Source organism: Erwinia sp. 9145 (assembly GCF_000745075.1).
GTDB classification, from domain to species: domain Bacteria; phylum Pseudomonadota; class Gammaproteobacteria; order Enterobacterales; family Enterobacteriaceae; genus Erwinia; species Erwinia oleae.
This window is the reverse complement of sequence record NZ_JQNE01000001.1, coordinates 243,154-258,080: the sequence shown is the minus strand read 5'-3', so window position 1 is coordinate 258,080 and position 14,927 is coordinate 243,154. Positions and strand designations below refer to the sequence as shown.

Annotated in this window: 16 protein-coding genes; 3 read left to right on the top strand and 13 right to left on the bottom strand. The window is 55.8% G+C overall.

Annotation, left to right across the window (positions count from 1 at the left end; genetic code table 11):
• The first annotated feature begins 8 nt into the window (after window positions 1-8).
• The gene (dolP, locus tag FA91_RS01250) at window positions 9-581 is read left to right on the top strand and encodes a division/outer membrane stress-associated lipid-binding lipoprotein (RefSeq protein WP_034911828.1); all 573 of its coding nucleotides are present in this window, start codon (window positions 9-11) and stop codon (window positions 579-581) included.
• Between the two features lie 44 nt (window positions 582-625).
• Here dolP and FA91_RS01245 read toward each other — a convergent pair whose 3' ends face one another.
• The 12 genes from FA91_RS01245 to pmbA all read right to left on the bottom strand — a co-directional run bounded on the left by FA91_RS01245 (window position 626) and on the right by pmbA (window position 11,650).
• Window positions 626-2,536: a PRD domain-containing protein gene (locus FA91_RS01245; protein ID WP_034911825.1), complete on the bottom strand. Its 1,911-nt coding sequence runs from the start codon at window positions 2,534-2,536 to the stop codon at window positions 626-628.
• Between the two features lie 51 nt (window positions 2,537-2,587).
• Window positions 2,588-3,727 (bottom strand): lactonase family protein, encoded by a 1,140-nt coding sequence (locus tag FA91_RS01240; protein ID WP_034911823.1) that lies wholly within the window; start codon window positions 3,725-3,727, stop codon window positions 2,588-2,590.
• Window positions 3,728-3,781: 54 nt separating this feature from the next.
• Window positions 3,782-4,522 carry a KDGP aldolase family protein gene (locus tag FA91_RS01235; protein ID WP_034911820.1) on the bottom strand — a complete coding sequence of 247 codons (741 nt, stop codon included), beginning with the start codon at window positions 4,520-4,522 and terminating at the stop codon, window positions 3,782-3,784.
• A 2-nt stretch (window positions 4,523-4,524) separates the two neighbouring features.
• Window positions 4,525-5,640 carry a DgaE family pyridoxal phosphate-dependent ammonia lyase gene (locus FA91_RS01230; protein WP_034911818.1) on the bottom strand — a complete coding sequence of 372 codons (1,116 nt, stop codon included), beginning with the start codon at window positions 5,638-5,640 and terminating at the stop codon, window positions 4,525-4,527.
• Window positions 5,624-6,757, bottom strand: a complete 1,134-nt coding sequence (locus tag FA91_RS01225; protein ID WP_034911813.1) for an amidohydrolase/deacetylase family metallohydrolase — start codon at window positions 6,755-6,757, stop codon at window positions 5,624-5,626. The genes FA91_RS01230 and FA91_RS01225 overlap by 17 nt, the downstream gene beginning before the upstream one ends.
• Before the next feature lie 76 nt (window positions 6,758-6,833).
• Entirely contained in the window at window positions 6,834-7,478 is a 645-nt protein-coding gene (locus tag FA91_RS01220) for a DUF4310 family protein (protein ID WP_034911810.1), read from the bottom strand.
• Between the two features lie 13 nt (window positions 7,479-7,491).
• The gene (locus tag FA91_RS01215) at window positions 7,492-8,268 is read right to left on the bottom strand and encodes a DUF4311 domain-containing protein (protein ID WP_034911808.1); all 777 of its coding nucleotides are present in this window, start codon (window positions 8,266-8,268) and stop codon (window positions 7,492-7,494) included.
• A 69-nt stretch (window positions 8,269-8,337) separates the two neighbouring features.
• Entirely contained in the window at window positions 8,338-8,634 is a 297-nt protein-coding gene (locus tag FA91_RS01210; RefSeq protein WP_034911805.1) for a DUF4312 family protein, read from the bottom strand.
• A gap of 3 nt (window positions 8,635-8,637) precedes the next feature.
• Window positions 8,638-9,000 carry an SFCGS family glycine-rich protein gene (locus tag FA91_RS01205; RefSeq protein WP_034911802.1) on the bottom strand — a complete coding sequence of 121 codons (363 nt, stop codon included), beginning with the start codon at window positions 8,998-9,000 and terminating at the stop codon, window positions 8,638-8,640.
• Window positions 9,001-9,048: 48 nt separating this feature from the next.
• The gene (locus FA91_RS01200) at window positions 9,049-9,441 is read right to left on the bottom strand and encodes a glycine dehydrogenase (RefSeq protein ID WP_152601355.1); all 393 of its coding nucleotides are present in this window, start codon (window positions 9,439-9,441) and stop codon (window positions 9,049-9,051) included.
• A gap of 402 nt (window positions 9,442-9,843) precedes the next feature.
• Window positions 9,844-10,227 carry a cytochrome b562 gene (gene cybC / locus FA91_RS01195; protein ID WP_034911792.1) on the bottom strand — a complete coding sequence of 128 codons (384 nt, stop codon included), beginning with the start codon at window positions 10,225-10,227 and terminating at the stop codon, window positions 9,844-9,846.
• A gap of 82 nt (window positions 10,228-10,309) precedes the next feature.
• The gene (gene pmbA / locus FA91_RS01190) at window positions 10,310-11,650 is read right to left on the bottom strand and encodes a metalloprotease PmbA (protein WP_034911789.1); all 1,341 of its coding nucleotides are present in this window, start codon (window positions 11,648-11,650) and stop codon (window positions 10,310-10,312) included.
• Window positions 11,651-11,810: 160 nt separating this feature from the next.
• Between pmbA and yjgA the strand changes: the two genes are divergently transcribed.
• Window positions 11,811-12,356 carry a ribosome biogenesis factor YjgA gene (gene yjgA / locus FA91_RS01185; RefSeq protein WP_034911786.1) on the top strand — a complete coding sequence of 182 codons (546 nt, stop codon included), beginning with the start codon at window positions 11,811-11,813 and terminating at the stop codon, window positions 12,354-12,356.
• A gap of 30 nt (window positions 12,357-12,386) precedes the next feature.
• Here yjgA and mpl read toward each other — a convergent pair whose 3' ends face one another.
• Window positions 12,387-13,754 (bottom strand): UDP-N-acetylmuramate:L-alanyl-gamma-D-glutamyl-meso-diaminopimelate ligase, encoded by a 1,368-nt coding sequence (gene mpl / locus FA91_RS01180; protein WP_034911784.1) that lies wholly within the window; start codon window positions 13,752-13,754, stop codon window positions 12,387-12,389.
• A gap of 165 nt (window positions 13,755-13,919) precedes the next feature.
• On the opposite strand from mpl, the gene fbp reads away from it, so the two are divergent.
• Complete coding sequence (gene fbp, locus FA91_RS01175; protein ID WP_034911782.1) at window positions 13,920-14,918, top strand: class 1 fructose-bisphosphatase; 999 nt, start codon at window positions 13,920-13,922, stop codon at window positions 14,916-14,918.
• Window positions 14,919-14,927 lie beyond the last annotated feature (9 nt).

Genomic DNA, 14,927 nt, shown 5'->3' with positions numbered 1-14,927 from the left:
GAGCTTAAATGAAATTATTTTCCGCACTTGCGGTCGTGCTTACTGCGCTGATGTTACAGGGCTGCGTCGCGGCGGTGGTTGGCAGCGCTGCGGTGGCGACTAAAACCGCTACCGATCCGCGTACGGTGGGTACGCAGGTTGACGACGGCACATTAGAACTGCGCGTCAGCAACGCGTTATCAAAAGATGAGCAGATTAAAAAAGATGCGCATATCGTGGCAACCGCCTATCAGGGCAAAGTGTTGCTGACCGGCCAGTCGCCAAACGCTGAACTGGCAAGCCGCGCGAAGCAGATAACGATGGGCGTGGATGGCGCAACGGAAGTCTATAATGAGATCCGCACCGGCGACAAAGCCAGTTTTGGCACCGCTTCTTCCGATACCTGGATCACTACCAAGGTGCGTTCGCAACTGCTGTCGAGCGATCAGGTGAAGTCGTCTAATGTGAAAGTCACCACCGAAAACGGTGAAGTGTTCCTGCTGGGGCTGGTCACCGATCAGGAAGCGAAAGCGGCGGCGGACATCGCCAGTCGGGTAAGCGGCGTTAAGCACGTTACCACCGCCTTTACCACCTTGAAATAAGTGAAGTGCCGCCCGCGTCTGACAGCGCGGGCGGTCATGCCTCTCTAAAGCCTGCTCAGGCAATCCATCGCCACCGCTTTAAAGCTCTCAAAATCCTGACTGTCGCGCAGGCGCGTCATCGCCCTTTCCCGCATAAAGGTGACGAACAGATCGTAAATCGCCATCGCCTCTTCATATTCGGTTTTGCTGATCGCCAGCAGAAAGATAACGTACGCCGTTTCATCTCCCCAGGCGATGCCCTGCGGCGCCAGCACGGTATAGACGACGGTTTTTTTTGCCAACAGCCCCAGCGAATGCGGCAGCGCAATGCCCTCGCCCAGCATGGTACTGACTATCGCTTCGCGCTCCTCGACCGATGGATAGAAAGCGTCATCGACCACGCCCTCCTGCTCAAGGCGATTGCACAGCGTCCTGAAGAGATCGGACTGCGCCATCGGCCCATCGATAATACAGAAATGGCTGGCGTCGAAAAACTTCTCCAGCATATAAGGCCGGGTGCGATCGACCAGCACCAGCTTACCGATCTGCTCCAGCTGATAGTCGGTAGGAAATGGCGACATCAGCACGACAGGTTTATCTTTTTCGCTGAGGCGCGCGGTAGAGATAACAAAATCCTCGTCAATGCTCTCAAGCTGTTCGTACTCGCGCAGCGAAACAATATTGCTGACCACAATCTGCGGATACTTACGCATCAACAGCGCCTGGATCATGCGCACCGTTGAGTTGCCGGTATCGCAGACCAGTAGAATCTGCGGATGCCGCTGATAGCCCACGTTGTAGTGGCGCTCCAGCCCGACGCCAATATGCAACACCAGAAAGCCAATTTCGTTTTCACTGATCACATAAGGCGTGTATTTTCCCCAGCTTGATACCGCCGCCAGCGTCACGTCGTACGCCAGCGGATAGTGCTGCTTAATATTGCCCAGCAGCGGATTGGGAATATTAATTTGATAGCGCACGCGGGTGATCATCGTTTTGATGTGCGTCAGCAGGTCGGCGCGCAATTGGGGATCGTTTTGCAGGTTGAAATTGTAGTGGGTATTAACGTAGCTGAGGATATAGTCCACCAGCGAATCGCCATCGTCAGGGCTGATGGCGCTTGGCGCAATCTCTTCAATGCGCCGTGCCGCGATATTGACCCGCAGATAGGACTCTTCCGAAGGCGATATCGCTTTTCCGGTAATGGGCCGCATCAAATTGATGATATGACGAGCGGCGCTTCTTACGTCTTCATCAACGTCGTCGGCGATGAAGTCCGAAAGCGGATAGCCTTCGCTGATGCGACGCACGGCCACGGCACAGTAAAGCCGCAGGTAAAATTCGCTGTCATCAGTCAGGCGAATGGCAAAGCGGGTAAAGCACGGGTGCAGCAGCGGCTGGAGCGTCTCCAGCATGCCGCTGTTCAGCGCTTCCAGCGTCAAAAGCGGATCGTCACTGTCCTCCTGTGCCACCTGATAAAGCAGATCGGTCAGGCAGGTACGGATCGCAACTTCGCTCCCGAACAGCTTCATGCCGTAACGCGGCTTGGTTTCAATCGTCAGTTGGTAGCGATTGAGCCACTCTCTCACCTCAGCCATGTCGCTTTGCAACGTAGCGCGACTGACAAACCACTCGTCTGCCAGATCTTCCAGTCGCAGAGAGAAGGCTGAGGTGAGAAAACGGGTCAGCAGATAATGCACGCGTGCGGCAGAGGTGCGCGGCACGCGCAGATGCGAAGGCGACTGATGCAGTAGCTGGCTGTAGCGCGCGGCATCCTCGACCTTGAGCTGATAGCCTTCGCCGCGGCTGAGCACGAAGCGCGCACCGTGATCGGCCAACAGTTCGTTAAGCGCGGTGATGTCCGTGCGTACGGTGCGTGTTGAAACGTCAAAACGTCGCGCCAGTTCGTCCTGGGGCAACGTCTCTTTTTGCAGTAAATCAAACAGCTGTGCAAGCCGCTGGTTCGGAAATCTCACTTTTCTTCCTGATATTATTGGGGCCGAACGTTACGGCCCACTTTACGTATTTTATGGCGTCAGTACCATCTGTGACGGTGCACCCACCGCCGTATAATCATTGCTGAAAGAGAGTGCGCCGCTCTGCGCATCCACGTCAAATCGCGTGATGTTATCGCTGCGCTGGTTCATGGCGTAAAGCGTTTTTCCATCAGGCGACAGCGTCAGCGTGCGCGTATAGTCACCGCGCGTCCAGATATCATCTTTATGGCTCAGCGCGCCGTTGGGCTCAATAGCAAAATGCGCGATGCTGTTATGTAAACGGTTAGCGACATAGAGATTTTTCCCTGCCCGGTCAATCACCAGTCCGGCCGCAAAGCTGGTGCCTTTATATCCGGCAGGCAGTGCAGAAACCGTCGCGCCTTCGGTCAGCCGTCCGGTCGCTCTGTTGAGCAGGTAGTGCGTCAGCGTCGATGCCTCTTCGTTAATCAGCCAGAGCGACTTTCCGTCAGGATGAAAAACAAAGTGCCTTGGACCGGCGCCTGCGGAAGAGGCCTCAATCCATGCAGGATCGTTTGGCGTAAGCATGCCGTTACGATCAAGCCGGTATTGATAAATGCGGTCCAGGCCTAAGTCGGTTGAAAAAACAAACTTACCGCTGGGATCGGCGGCGATCATATGCGCGTGCGGCCCGTTGTGATCGCTGATGGCAAAGCTGCCTTCTGCGGCCGCAGCGGGTCTGGCTGCGCCGGCCGGCCCTTTATCCTGCTGCACGTCGCTGGCCTCGGCAAGTCGTCCATCGGCCAGAACCGGCAGGACGGCCTTACTGCCGCTGACATAATTCGCCACCAGCAGGAATTTGCCGTCCGGCGTCAGCGTCAGATAAACCGGCCCGGCGCCCTGCGAACTGACCTGATTGAGCAAGGTCAGGCCGCCGTCTGCGCCAACCGCGTAGGCGGCAACCAGGCCTTTTTCACTCTCGCTGGCGACATAAAGCGTTTTCCCGGCGGCATCCACAGTCAGCTGAGCCGGGTTTGCCAGACGGCTGACCAGCGTTTTTTCGCTAAGCGCGCCGGACTGTGGATTGACCTGAAAGCGATAGACGCCTTCGCCGTTAGGATTATAGGTACCAACCCAGGCAAACTGCGCCTGAGCGGCCAGGGGCGTTGCCGCCATCAGAGCAAAAGAGACTGCAAAAGACCAGTTACGCATAGTTGTTCCTCGCAGGAGCTGAAAACGGCGGGCAGGATGCCCGCCGCGGAGTGCTTAGCCAAGCAGTTTTTTTGTCATGGATAACAGCGTACTGACGTCGGCCGGGCGCGTATTGCCGGAGGCGTTATCAATGATTGAGCTGTAGATGTGCGGAATGATTTTGCTGACGCCCGCGTCCAGCGCGATTTTCAGGATGGCTTCGTAGTTTTCCAGGTCGATACCGCCGGTTGGCTCCAGCCAGAAATCCTGTTCAGCGCAGGCTTTGGCAACGGCTTTGAATTCGTCGATTGCCTTCAGGCCGCCCATCGGGAAGTATTTGACCGAACTGCCGCCCATGTCTTTCAACAGGGCGATGGCGGTTTCAATCGGCACGATGCCGTCGCTGGCTTTCGAACTGAGCGGGCCGGTGGAGATTTTTACCTGGCCCGGCGTGCCGGTTGGCGAAATCAGTCCGTTGACCACTGTCTGGCTCTGGCCCAGCAGCGCGCGGCTGGTTGCCACGCCGGTAAAGACCTGGTTGACGTGCTGCGGTTGGATCTGCGCCGAGATGGCGCTGACCATCGCCGACTGGTTAGGATCGCCTGCCCCCAGACCGACCGAAAGCGCATTGTCGATCAGTGCGGCGTATTCGCGCATGTCGGCAACCGCGCTTTCAACGCTGTCGTAGTTTTTGGACAGTACGCCAACCAGCACGTGCCCTTCCGCCGCCTGCCAGATTTCGCGGGCATTCTCTTTCGAACCGGCCAGCACGTTCAGGCACACGCGGTCCTGATAAAATTTCGGGTTCAGCGTCATGCTTATTTCTCTCCTGCCAACAAGGCCTTAATGCAAATGAAAATCGTCATTAACTGATCTGGCGACACGCTGCGCACGTCAACTTCAACAATGCCTTCGTTGGCTTTGTAGCCGCGGAAATAAATAGCGATATCACCGGTTTTGAGCGCCTGTACCACCTCGCCAGTGGTATGGCCGATAACCGCTTCATCGAAATGGATCTCGGCACGCGCAATATCGCGCCCCGCCGCATCCCACACCACGCGCGCGCTGATGCCGTTGAGCGAATTGAGGCTGTCGATAAACGGCGTCATTTTTTCCACCATCTTCGCGCCGGAGACTTTCTCCTGCACCAGATAGTTTTCAATCGCCTGGGTCAGGCCAAGGATGCCCTCTTTGCCGACCTTCATGGCGCGACCAATGCCGAGCGACTGACGTTTCACCCACTCAACATACTGTTTACGGCCCATTACCAGGCCGCTGGTTGGCCCCTCAATCGCTTTTGCGCCGCTGTAGATAACCAGATCCGCACCGTACTGGTAGTAGCACTGCAAATCTTCTTCTGCTGCCGCATCCACAATCAACGGCACGCCGTGCTTGCGTGCGACGCCCGCCGCCTGCTCAACGCTGAGGTGGCTTTTCTGCACGCAGTGGTGCGACTTGATATAGAGAATGGCGGCGGTCTGCGGGGTGACTGCGGCCGAAAGTTGTTCCGGCGAGCATTCATTCGCATAGCCTGCCTCCACCAGACGGCCGCCGCCCATGGCGACCATGGTGCCCACCGGCGCGCCGAAGTTCACGTTGTGTCCTTTCGGCACCACAATATCGTGCGGCACAATCAGCGGCGCGGCGTGCAGGTTTTCCAGCAGCCAGTCGTTATCTTTCACAATGACGGCAGCGACCGACTGCGCGATCCCGGCAGAGGCGCAGGAAACCACGACCGCATCTTCGCAGCCCAACAGGTTCGCGATCCAGGCGCCGGTTTTGTTGACCAGATCCTTGATCTCAAAATAGTGGTTCAGACCGTATTTCACCGAGTCGACCACATCAGCGCTCGGCGTGGAGACGCCAAGAATGGTCATGCGGCCGGAGGCGTTGATGACCTGCTTGAGGTCATATTTTTCATAAATCGAAGACATGATGCTTTTTCCCTTCGTCGGTAATAAACCACTGTCCGGCCACCACAGCCGCCAGCGGCATTAGCTGTTTCTCACCGCTGACCGACTGCCCTTCGGAGTCGATAAACAGACAAGATTCTTCTTTGACGTCAAAAATGGTCAGGTCGGCGTCGGCGCCTGGCTCAAGCCGTCCCTTGCCGTGCAAACGCAGGCCGTCGGCGGCCTGGTGGGTGACGCAGTCAATAATCTGCGGCAGCGTCATGCCAACGCTGAAGAATTTGGACATCACGTGCGCCAGCGTGTAAACCGGGCCGTTCATGCGATTGCGGCAGTAAATATCAGAGCTGATGGTATGTGGCAGAATGCCCTGCGCGATGGCGACGCGCGCCACCTCAAAACTGAAGCTGGCGGTGCCGTGCCCTACGTCCAGCCGCACGCCGCGCTTGAGCGCGCGGGTAATTGACGCGCGCAGTTCACCCGCAGGGGTCAGAATGCGATTAGGCTTGCCGTTGTAGCAGTGGGTAATGATGTCGCCGCTGCTCAGCAGATCGGCTATCTCATCGAGATCCGGCGGGTTATTGCCGATATGCACCATCAGCGGCAGATCGTCGTTCTCATGCTGGATCTCTTTAGCCCGCAGCAGCGGCTGAATACCGTTCTCGCCCACCACGCTGCTGCTCATGCGTGCTTTGATGCCAATAATAAAACCCGGCAGACGCTGAACCGCATCACGCACGCCAACCTTGTCGATCTGGTTCATGTCCGCCAGCTCGTTTTGCGTCACGATGCCGGTGCGGGCAATATTCAGCAGCGCGTAAACCCGTGTGCTGGCGGCACGGGTAATTTCATAAAAGTCATCGATATCGTCCGCGCCAGTACTGCCGGCATCGACCACGGTGGTCACGCCGGTGTAGACGCCGATTCGGTCGGCTTCATCGTGATAAATCGGCGATTTGGGATAGCAGTGAACGTGAGAATCAATCCATCCCGCGCTCAGCCAGTAGCGCCCTTCGAGGTCGCGTTCCCGGATCGCTGCACCCTGTACGTCGCCCAGGGCGGCAATTTTACCGTCATGAATAGCGATATCAGTCAGGCTGCCGTCAGCAAGACGCGCCCGGCGAATAATGAGGTCAAACATTGCAGACTCCTGTAGAACCGGACGCCAGCGGCGTCCGTCAGAGCGGCCAGCTCAGGGAGAGCAGGCCGCCGTTACATCAGAGGGCTACCGGGAAAAATGCGCCCAGCAGCATGGCGCCAAGAATAGCGCCGCCGGTAATCGGCTTGTTCCAGAGATAGAACGCCAGCGCGCCCAGCAGCGAACCTAAGCCGATCGGAATGGAAGCCGTCATGGCGGAGAGGATAATCAACGGCCCCAGGAAGCGGCCAGACGCATTACCTGCGCCCATCATCACGTCAGCGCCGTAGGTGGAGTCGCTGTTGTTGATGGTGAACTTACGCGCCAGAATGATCACATAGCCAATGGCCACGCCGATCGCCAGTCCGGTGACCAGTGAAGCGGCGAAGTTTGCCACGGGAAAGACAATGCCTGCGCCGAGCAGCAGCGCGGGCACGCCCAGGCCGACGCCGGTCTGGATGGCACCGCCGATATCGAGAATTCCCACCAGCGAACCTTCGATAATACGGGCAAACAGGAAGCTGGCGCCGAAGGCCGCGACCGCACCGTACACACCGGTTTCCATTCCTGCACGCAGCATGGAGACGAAAGCGACTTCGTTAAACGCGCCGAGGCCGTAAACGTAGTACATGTGCGTACCCGCAAACACGCCTGCGGAGAGCAGACCGACGAAGATCGGGAACGACCAGTCGGCATACCAGAACCCTTTATTGGTTTCTTCCATTTTCATTGTCCTCTTATTTGCCGCTCAGGGAGTTATGAATCATCTCCAGCCAGCCAGGCACGCCAAGCTGGAAGGATTGCAGCATTTTCATGTCAAAGCCGCGGAAGAAGCCGCTCAACACAAACAGCAGAACAATAGCCACCATCATGATTTTGGTCACTTTGTTCCAGCCGCTCTCCTCAACGCCTTTACCAATCAGAATACCCAGCACCAGACCCGGTACGGCATTGCCCATAATCAGCTGCGCCAGGCCGCCGAAAATGGTGGCCCAGAAGCCCGATTTCTTACCGGCGTCGATCGCCGCCAGCCAGAAGATAACCGGCATCACGGTGTTGACCAGCAGGTTTGCGGCAGGCACCAGCACCTTAACGGCGGTAACCTGTAGCGCGGCAGGAACGGCAGACGCGGTGGAGTTGAGGAAGGCAACGACGATCATGCCGATGATGCCGCAGGCGATCGCCATTTTCTTCGGATTGTGCAACGTTTCAGCCACGTTTCGGTTTTTCACCATTAACGCGGCGGCGCCCCAGTGCGGGATAATGCGGTGGTCAACGTCCTGCGTGAAGGAACCCGCCGCCACGGAAGACGCCCATGCGTTAAAAAAGAAGCCCAGGCCGAACGAGAAGTGAGAAGCGGGATCGCCCTCACAGGAATTCAGCTCACCCAGTGTACGAAATGCGCCCATGCCCTGCGTCGTTGGTGCATGAAACATACGCGCGGCACCCGCGCCTACGCCCACGCCGACAAAGCCGCCAATAATGAGCGATTTTAATAAAATAATTAAAAACATTAGTCTTTCCTTTCAGGCTTACGCCAACGTTTTTAAATCGTGGTTATTGCTGCCCCGAAGGGCAGTGCTTTATTGCGCGTCGAAATCGACCTTATCAGCGTCGATTACGCTCACGTTGACGGTAATATCCAGCTCAACGCTGTAACTCCGTCGCTCTCTCGCCAGAAAAAAGAAAAGAAACTTCTCTTTTCTGACGCTCTCCTGCGCCCGAACCACTTTCACATCCTGAGGTTCAATGCGAAGCAGTACTTTGTTGGTGGATTTCAGTAGCGTGTTTTGTACCCGGCTCAGCGCATCGGCAAAAGCGCGCGCTTTGCTCTCGCCCTTGCCGCTGACGTTCACCGTGGTGGTGAATTGCTCCTTCATCGGTCAGCCGCCGTGCTTCTTGTTCCAGGCCTGCACCAGACGCTCGCCCAGCTCTTCTTTATCCATAAAGCCAAAGCCCAGCGCGAGCGCGCCTTCATTGATGGCCGTGACGCCTTCTTCAATGGAGCGCATGCCGTATTTCGCTTTATAGCCGTGTTTGTTCTGCGCGGTGATTGCGCCTGCGCCGCCGCTGCCGCAGAAAGAGATGCCGAAAGAGGCGTTTTCCGCCTTCATGACGTCGCCCAGCTTCATATCCGCCGCCACGCCCGGTACGACAATCGCTTTGCCGCCCGCTTTTTCAACGCCTGCGGCAACCTTCTGGCCTTTACCTAAACGATCGCCAATCACTACGATGACCTGAGACATGTTCTATTCCTTAATTTGTTGAAAAATAACTGCGTAATTGCGTGACTATCAGGCGTTCTCTTTTGCGACTTCAAAATGGACCGACAATAGCCAGGCCTCTTCTTGTGGCAGATTGCCAAACAGATCGACCACCTGCTGCGCCAGTGACATGGAGTCAGAAGAGATATCCTCAAACAGCTCCGCTTCCACTTCCGGCAGCGGCTCGCCGGTGATGGAACGCAGCGCCATCGCCTTAACGTGCGAGGTCAGCATCTGCTGCTGCACCGCGTTGGGATGGATCTCTTTTGTAGCAAAAAGCGTGGCGATCTGACCCATTACGCGATCCGCCAACGCCTGAATAGCCTGTTCCTCGTTAGCCGTACTCACCGATACCGCTCCATTTTCCACGTTACGAACCTCGTCATAGTGCTGGCACAAAAGGCCATTAATTTCTGATGTCATCAAATTAACGTTCTGAAGCCTGACTGTGTAGAACGACTTTTTCCGTTTCAAAGTGGAAACAGACAGATGGAATGCGATCTGTGCCACAAAATCGTTAATTTGTGCATGCAGAGAGAGGAAATGCGAGAGATATCACAATTCTGCATTTAATTATGCTAAGTCCATGCATTTAAAAGTGATTTTTCAATGAATAATGATTCAAAAAGAAAGGATTACAGAGGAAAAACTTATCTGACGTATTATTAAATGATAAATAAAGCACAGTAAAAAATATAATGGCATCAGCCATATCAGGCATCTGCGGCAGTTATTAATATAAAAACGACAATATTTTCACGCTATTTAAAGATAAGTGAATATGATTAACATCCCGATAAAAGGGTCCGGCCGGACCCGTTACCTTTAGCGAAATTTTTTGTGATTGGCATCACGCGTATCAGCAAATTTTTTGGCTTCTGCCTTCGCGCCAGCCACATCGCCCGCCTCCGCCAGCTTCAGACTTGAATCAATTTGCCCGAGCAGCGTATCAAGACCGGCGCGGAAATCTTTCATTTGAGCGCTGTCGGCTGGCTGACCTTTGAGCTTGTCCGGCGTCTGCGTTTTGGCATCTTCCGCCGCCGAACGCATATCGGTCAGCGCTTTTTTTATCTCTCCGGCATCATCCGATTTCATCACGGTACGCAGACCGCCTTTCAGCATATCCATATCATCTTCCAGACTGGCCAGCGCCGGAATACTGGTACATAGCAGCGTGGTGGTGAACATGACCAACAGTGTTTTACGCATTGCTCGGTTCCTTATTATTTTTTGAATAAAAAGCATAAAAAAAGGCGGTCAAAAAGACCGCCCTTTTACTATGGATGAAAATTTACTGTCCGGCGATTTTCATTTCCGGCAGCAGCACCGAACCACACTGGATATTGCTGCGGGTCTCAATGTCGCTGCCGACGGTAACCATGTTTCGCCACATCTCTTTCAGGTTGCCGGCGATAGTAATTTCGCTTACCGGATACTGGATCTCGCCGTTTTCCACCCAAAAGCCCGCCGCACCGCGCGAGTAGTCGCCGGTGATGCCGCTGACGCCCTGCCCCATCAGTTCAGTGACCACCAGGCCCGTGCCCATCTTTTTCAGCAGTTGTTCAAAGCTGTCGCCCTGGCCGTTGATACGCCAGTTATGGATACCGCCCGCGTGGCCGGTGCTCTGTAAACCCAGTTTGCGCGCCGAATAGTTGGTCAACAGCCAGGTTTGCAGCACGCCGTCTTTAATAATATCGCGCTGATGCGTTTTGACGCCTTCGCTGTCAAACGGTGAAGACGCTAATCCTTTCAGCAGGTGCGGCTGCTCCTGAATAGTCAGCCACGCCGGCAGGATCTGCTGGCCCATCTCTTCGAGCAAAAAGGTTGATTTGCGGTACACGCTGCCGCCGCTGATGGCCCCCACCAGGTGACCAAACAGCCCGGTTGCGACTTCGGCAGCAAAGAGAACCGGCGCCTTCATGGTGGAGAGCTTACGCGGCGAAAGGCGTGAAAGCGTGCGACGGGCACACTCTTCGCCAACCCATTCCGGCGATTTCAAATCGTCAATTGCGCGGCCGATGGTGTAGGCGTAGTCGCGCTCCATGTCGCCTTCCGCCCCGGCAATGACGCTGCTGGAGAGCGAGTGGCGGCTGGAGGCGTAGCTCTGGATCATGCCATGACTGTTGCCAAAGACGCGTACGCCGACGTGGCTGTTAAAGCTGCCGCCTTCGGTGTTGCTGATGCGCGGGTCGGATTTCAGCGCCGCCTGCTCCGCGCGGGCTGCCAGCTCGATAGCACGGTCAGGATCGAGATCGGCAGGATGAAACAGATCCAGATCCGGCGCCTCGAACGCCAGCAGTTCACGATCCGCAACGCCAGCGTAAGGATCGGGCGAGGTGTACCGCGCGATGTCGATTGCCGCCTGAACGGTACGTTTAATGGCTTCAGGGCTGAGATCGGTTGAAGATGCGCTGCCCTTGCGGTTTTGCTGATAAACGGTGATGCCGAGCGCGCCGTCGCTGTTGAACTCAACGTTTTCCACTTCGCCGTAGCGCGTGCTGACGCTGATGCCAGTGGTTTTCGATACCGCGACTTCCGCGCCGTCAGCATTGGCTTTCGCGAGGTCGAGCGCTGTCGCGACCGCCTGTTCAAGGATTTTACGCTGTTCTGCAACCTGGGGGAGTAATTTCATCGGCCTGCCATATAATTAGTGAGTGCTGTCTGCCCGGTGACAATCGCACATAACGCACTCATTTTGCCTGTGAGATAGTTTGAGTCTAACAGACTCAGAGAACAATTTCGCAGTAGCGAAGTAACCTGTTAACATTGGCATCTTTTTTAAGGAGCCTTTTATGACCAGGCAGCCCGACGACTGGCTCGATGACGTACCGGATAACGAAGAAGAAGAAGACGAAGAGATTATCTGGGTCAGTAAAAGTGAAATCAAACGCGATGCGGAAGAGCTCAAGCGGCTTGGCGCAGAGCTGGTCGATCTCAGTAAAACCTCGCTGGATAAGATCCCGCTGGATGAAGATCTGCGCGCGGCTATCGAACTGGCGCAGAAGATCAAAAAAGAGGGACGCCGCCGCCAGCTTCAGCTGATTGGCAAAATGCTGCGCTCGCGTGATGAAGATCCGATCCGCCAGGCGCTGGATAAGCTGAAGAACCGTCATAACCAGCAGGTGGCGCTGTTTCACAAGCTGGAAATGCTGCGCGACCGGCTGGTTGAACAGGGTGACGACGCCCTGCCGGAGGTGTTGAATCTGTATCCCGACGCCGATCGCCAGCAGCTACGTGCGATGATCCGTAACGCACAAAAAGAGAAAGCCGCCAGCAAACCGCCGAAAGCCTGGCGTCAGATTTTTCAATATCTGCGCGAGCTTGCCGAAGCCCGATAAAAAAAAGGCGGATAGTCTCCGCCTTATTTTTTATACTCCTGCCCGTTTCGCCAACCCGTCCAGCAGTTTCTGATGAATCCCACCAAACCCGCCGTTGCTCATCACTAAAATCGTGTCGCCGGGCTGCGCGCTTTTCACTACTCGCTCTGCCAGGGCATCAACATCGGCGCTCCAGTGCGCGGGCTGCACGCAGGCATCCGCCACTTCCGCAACCTGCCAGGGAATATGGTGCGGCTGAAGCAGAAAGACCTCGTCGGCGCGCGCCAGCGCAGGCGCCAAATCGTCTTTACTCACGCCCATTTTCATGGTGTTTGAGCGCGGTTCAAGCACCGCCAGAATGCGCGCCGTGCCGCCCACTTTGCTGCGCAGGGCGGTCAGCGTGGCCAGGATCGCCGTGGGATGGTGCGCAAAGTCGTCATACACTTTTACGCCGTTGGCCTCGCCGCGAAGTTCCAGGCGACGCCGCGCATTAATAAAGTCGTTCAGCGCGCGGCCGGCATCTTCTGGCCTGACGCCCACGTGGCGCGCTGCCGCGATTGCCATCATGCCGTTATGCATGTTGTGTTCGCCAACCAACGCCCAGTTCACCTCTGCCACGCATTCGCCGTCCAGCCACACGTGCCAGTGCGAAGCATCGGCGGTCAGCTTTTTCGCCTGCCAGCGACCGCCTTCACCCAGGCTCTCCTGCTCGCTCCAGCAGCCCATCGCGATGACCTGCTTCAGGTTGGCGTCGTTTTCCGGCAGTAAAATTTTGCCCTGCCCAGGCACGATGCGTACCAGATGATGGAACTGGCGCTGAATAGCACGCAGATCGTCAAAAATGTCGGCATGATCGAATTCAAGGTTATTGAGGATCAGCGTGCGCGGGCAGTAATGAACGAATTTGGAGCGCTTGTCGAAAAACGCGCAGTCGTATTCATCAGCCTCAATCACGAAGAATGGGCTTTTTCCTAAAGTTGCCGATACATCGAAGTTTCCCGGCACACCGCCAATGACGAAACCCGGTTCAAGACCGCAGGCCTGTAAAATCCACGCCAACATGCCTGCGGTGGAGGTTTTACCGTGCGTTCCGGCGACGGCCAGCACCCAGCGGTCGCGCAGCACGAAGTCATGCAGCCATTGCGGGCCGGAAAGGTAAGGAATGTTGCGCTCCAGTACCGCTTCCACGCAGGCGTTGCCGCGCGTCATCGCGTTGCCGATAATGACCAGATCCGGCGCAGAATCGAGTTGGGAAGGATCGTATCCCTGAATTAAATCAATACCTTGCTTTTCAAGCAGTGTGCTCATCGGCGGATAAACATTGGCATCTGAGCCCGTGACTTCATGCCCCAGCGCGCGTGCCAGTACGGCCAGCCCGCCCATAAAAGTACCGCAGATACCAAGGATATGAATACGCATAACAGGTCCGTTTACTTAAAGTTCGGCGCACAGTGTAACGCCCCCCTCTCCCGGAATAAACGGATTTACCCTATGTTCTTTAACGTCCATTCGGCTAAACTGCCCGAACACGTTGGCAGTTTGTTAACCAGGCTGTCATTTAATCGCAGATTCAGGGATTGTGTTATGAAAACGTTGGGCGAATTTATCGTCGAGAAGCAACATGACTTTCCTCACGCTACAGGTGAACTGACGGCGCTGATTTCCGCCATCAAGCTTGGCGCAAAAATTATTCATCGCGATATCAATAAAGCCGGGCTGGTTGATATTCTGGGCGCCAGCGGTGCTGAAAACATTCAGGGCGAGCAGCAGATGAAACTGGATCTGTTTGCCAACGAGAAGCTTAAAGCAGCGTTGAAAGCACGCGGCATCGTAGCCGGTATCGCCTCTGAAGAAGAAGATGAGATCGTCATTTTTGAGGGCGTGGAAAACGGCAAGTACGTCGTGCTGATGGACCCGCTTGACGGATCATCAAATATTGATGTGAACGTGTCAGTTGGCACCATTTTCTCTATCTACCGCCGCATTACCCCGCCAGGCACACCCGTCACGGAAGAAGATTTCCTTCAACCTGGCAGCCAGCAGGTTGCGGCAGGCTACGTGGTTTACGGGTCGTCAACCATGCTGGTTTATACCACCGGCTGCGGAGTTCACGCCTTTACCTACGATCCCTCTCTGGGCGTGTTCTGCCTCAGCGCGGAGAAAATGGCGTTTCCTGAAGAGGGCTACACCTACTCCATCAACGAAGGCAACTATATCCGTTTTCCACAGGGCGTGAAAAAGTACCTGAAATTCTGCCAGGAAGAAGATAAAGCGACCCATCGTCCCTATACGTCACGCTACATTGGCTCGCTGGTGGCGGATTTCCACCGCAACCTCCTGAAAGGCGGCATCTATCTCTACCCAAGCACCGCCAGCCACCCACAGGGCAAGCTGCGCCTGCTGTATGAGTGCAACCCGATGGCCTTCCTCGCCGAGCAGGCGGGCGGCAAGGCGAGCGACGGTAAAAACCGCATTCTCGATCTGGTGCCGGAAACGCTGCACCAGCGCTCGCCGTTCTTTGTTGGCAACACCGACATGGTGGACGATACCGAACGCTTCCTGCGCGAGTACCCGGACGCATAACGTGGGTAT

What these genes read in the sequence shown, in the direction of transcription:
- mpl (WP_034911784.1), bottom strand. Translation starts at nt 13,754, where the DNA reads ATGCGTATTCATATCCTTGGTATCTGCGGTACTTTTATGGGCGGGCTG.
- FA91_RS01220 (WP_034911810.1), bottom strand. Translation starts at nt 7,478, where the DNA reads ATGGAAGAAACCAATAAAGGGTTCTGGTATGCCGACTGGTCGTTCCCG.
- FA91_RS01240 (WP_034911823.1), bottom strand. Translation starts at nt 3,727, where the DNA reads ATGCGTAACTGGTCTTTTGCAGTCTCTTTTGCTCTGATGGCGGCAACG.
- FA91_RS01225 (WP_034911813.1), bottom strand. Translation starts at nt 6,757, where the DNA reads ATGTTTGACCTCATTATTCGCCGGGCGCGTCTTGCTGACGGCAGCCTG.
- fbp (WP_034911782.1), top strand. Translation starts at nt 13,920, where the DNA reads ATGAAAACGTTGGGCGAATTTATCGTCGAGAAGCAACATGACTTTCCT.
- FA91_RS01200 (WP_152601355.1), bottom strand. Translation starts at nt 9,441, where the DNA reads ATGACATCAGAAATTAATGGCCTTTTGTGCCAGCACTATGACGAGGTT.
- FA91_RS01215 (WP_034911808.1), bottom strand. Translation starts at nt 8,268, where the DNA reads ATGTTTTTAATTATTTTATTAAAATCGCTCATTATTGGCGGCTTTGTC.
- FA91_RS01235 (WP_034911820.1), bottom strand. Translation starts at nt 4,522, where the DNA reads ATGACGCTGAACCCGAAATTTTATCAGGACCGCGTGTGCCTGAACGTG.
- dolP (WP_034911828.1), top strand. Translation starts at nt 9, where the DNA reads ATGAAATTATTTTCCGCACTTGCGGTCGTGCTTACTGCGCTGATGTTA.
- pmbA (WP_034911789.1), bottom strand. Translation starts at nt 11,650, where the DNA reads ATGAAATTACTCCCCCAGGTTGCAGAACAGCGTAAAATCCTTGAACAG.
- cybC (WP_034911792.1), bottom strand. Translation starts at nt 10,227, where the DNA reads ATGCGTAAAACACTGTTGGTCATGTTCACCACCACGCTGCTATGTACC.
- FA91_RS01230 (WP_034911818.1), bottom strand. Translation starts at nt 5,640, where the DNA reads ATGTCTTCGATTTATGAAAAATATGACCTCAAGCAGGTCATCAACGCC.
- yjgA (WP_034911786.1), top strand. Translation starts at nt 11,811, where the DNA reads ATGACCAGGCAGCCCGACGACTGGCTCGATGACGTACCGGATAACGAA.
- FA91_RS01210 (WP_034911805.1), bottom strand. Translation starts at nt 8,634, where the DNA reads ATGAAGGAGCAATTCACCACCACGGTGAACGTCAGCGGCAAGGGCGAG.
- FA91_RS01205 (WP_034911802.1), bottom strand. Translation starts at nt 9,000, where the DNA reads ATGTCTCAGGTCATCGTAGTGATTGGCGATCGTTTAGGTAAAGGCCAG.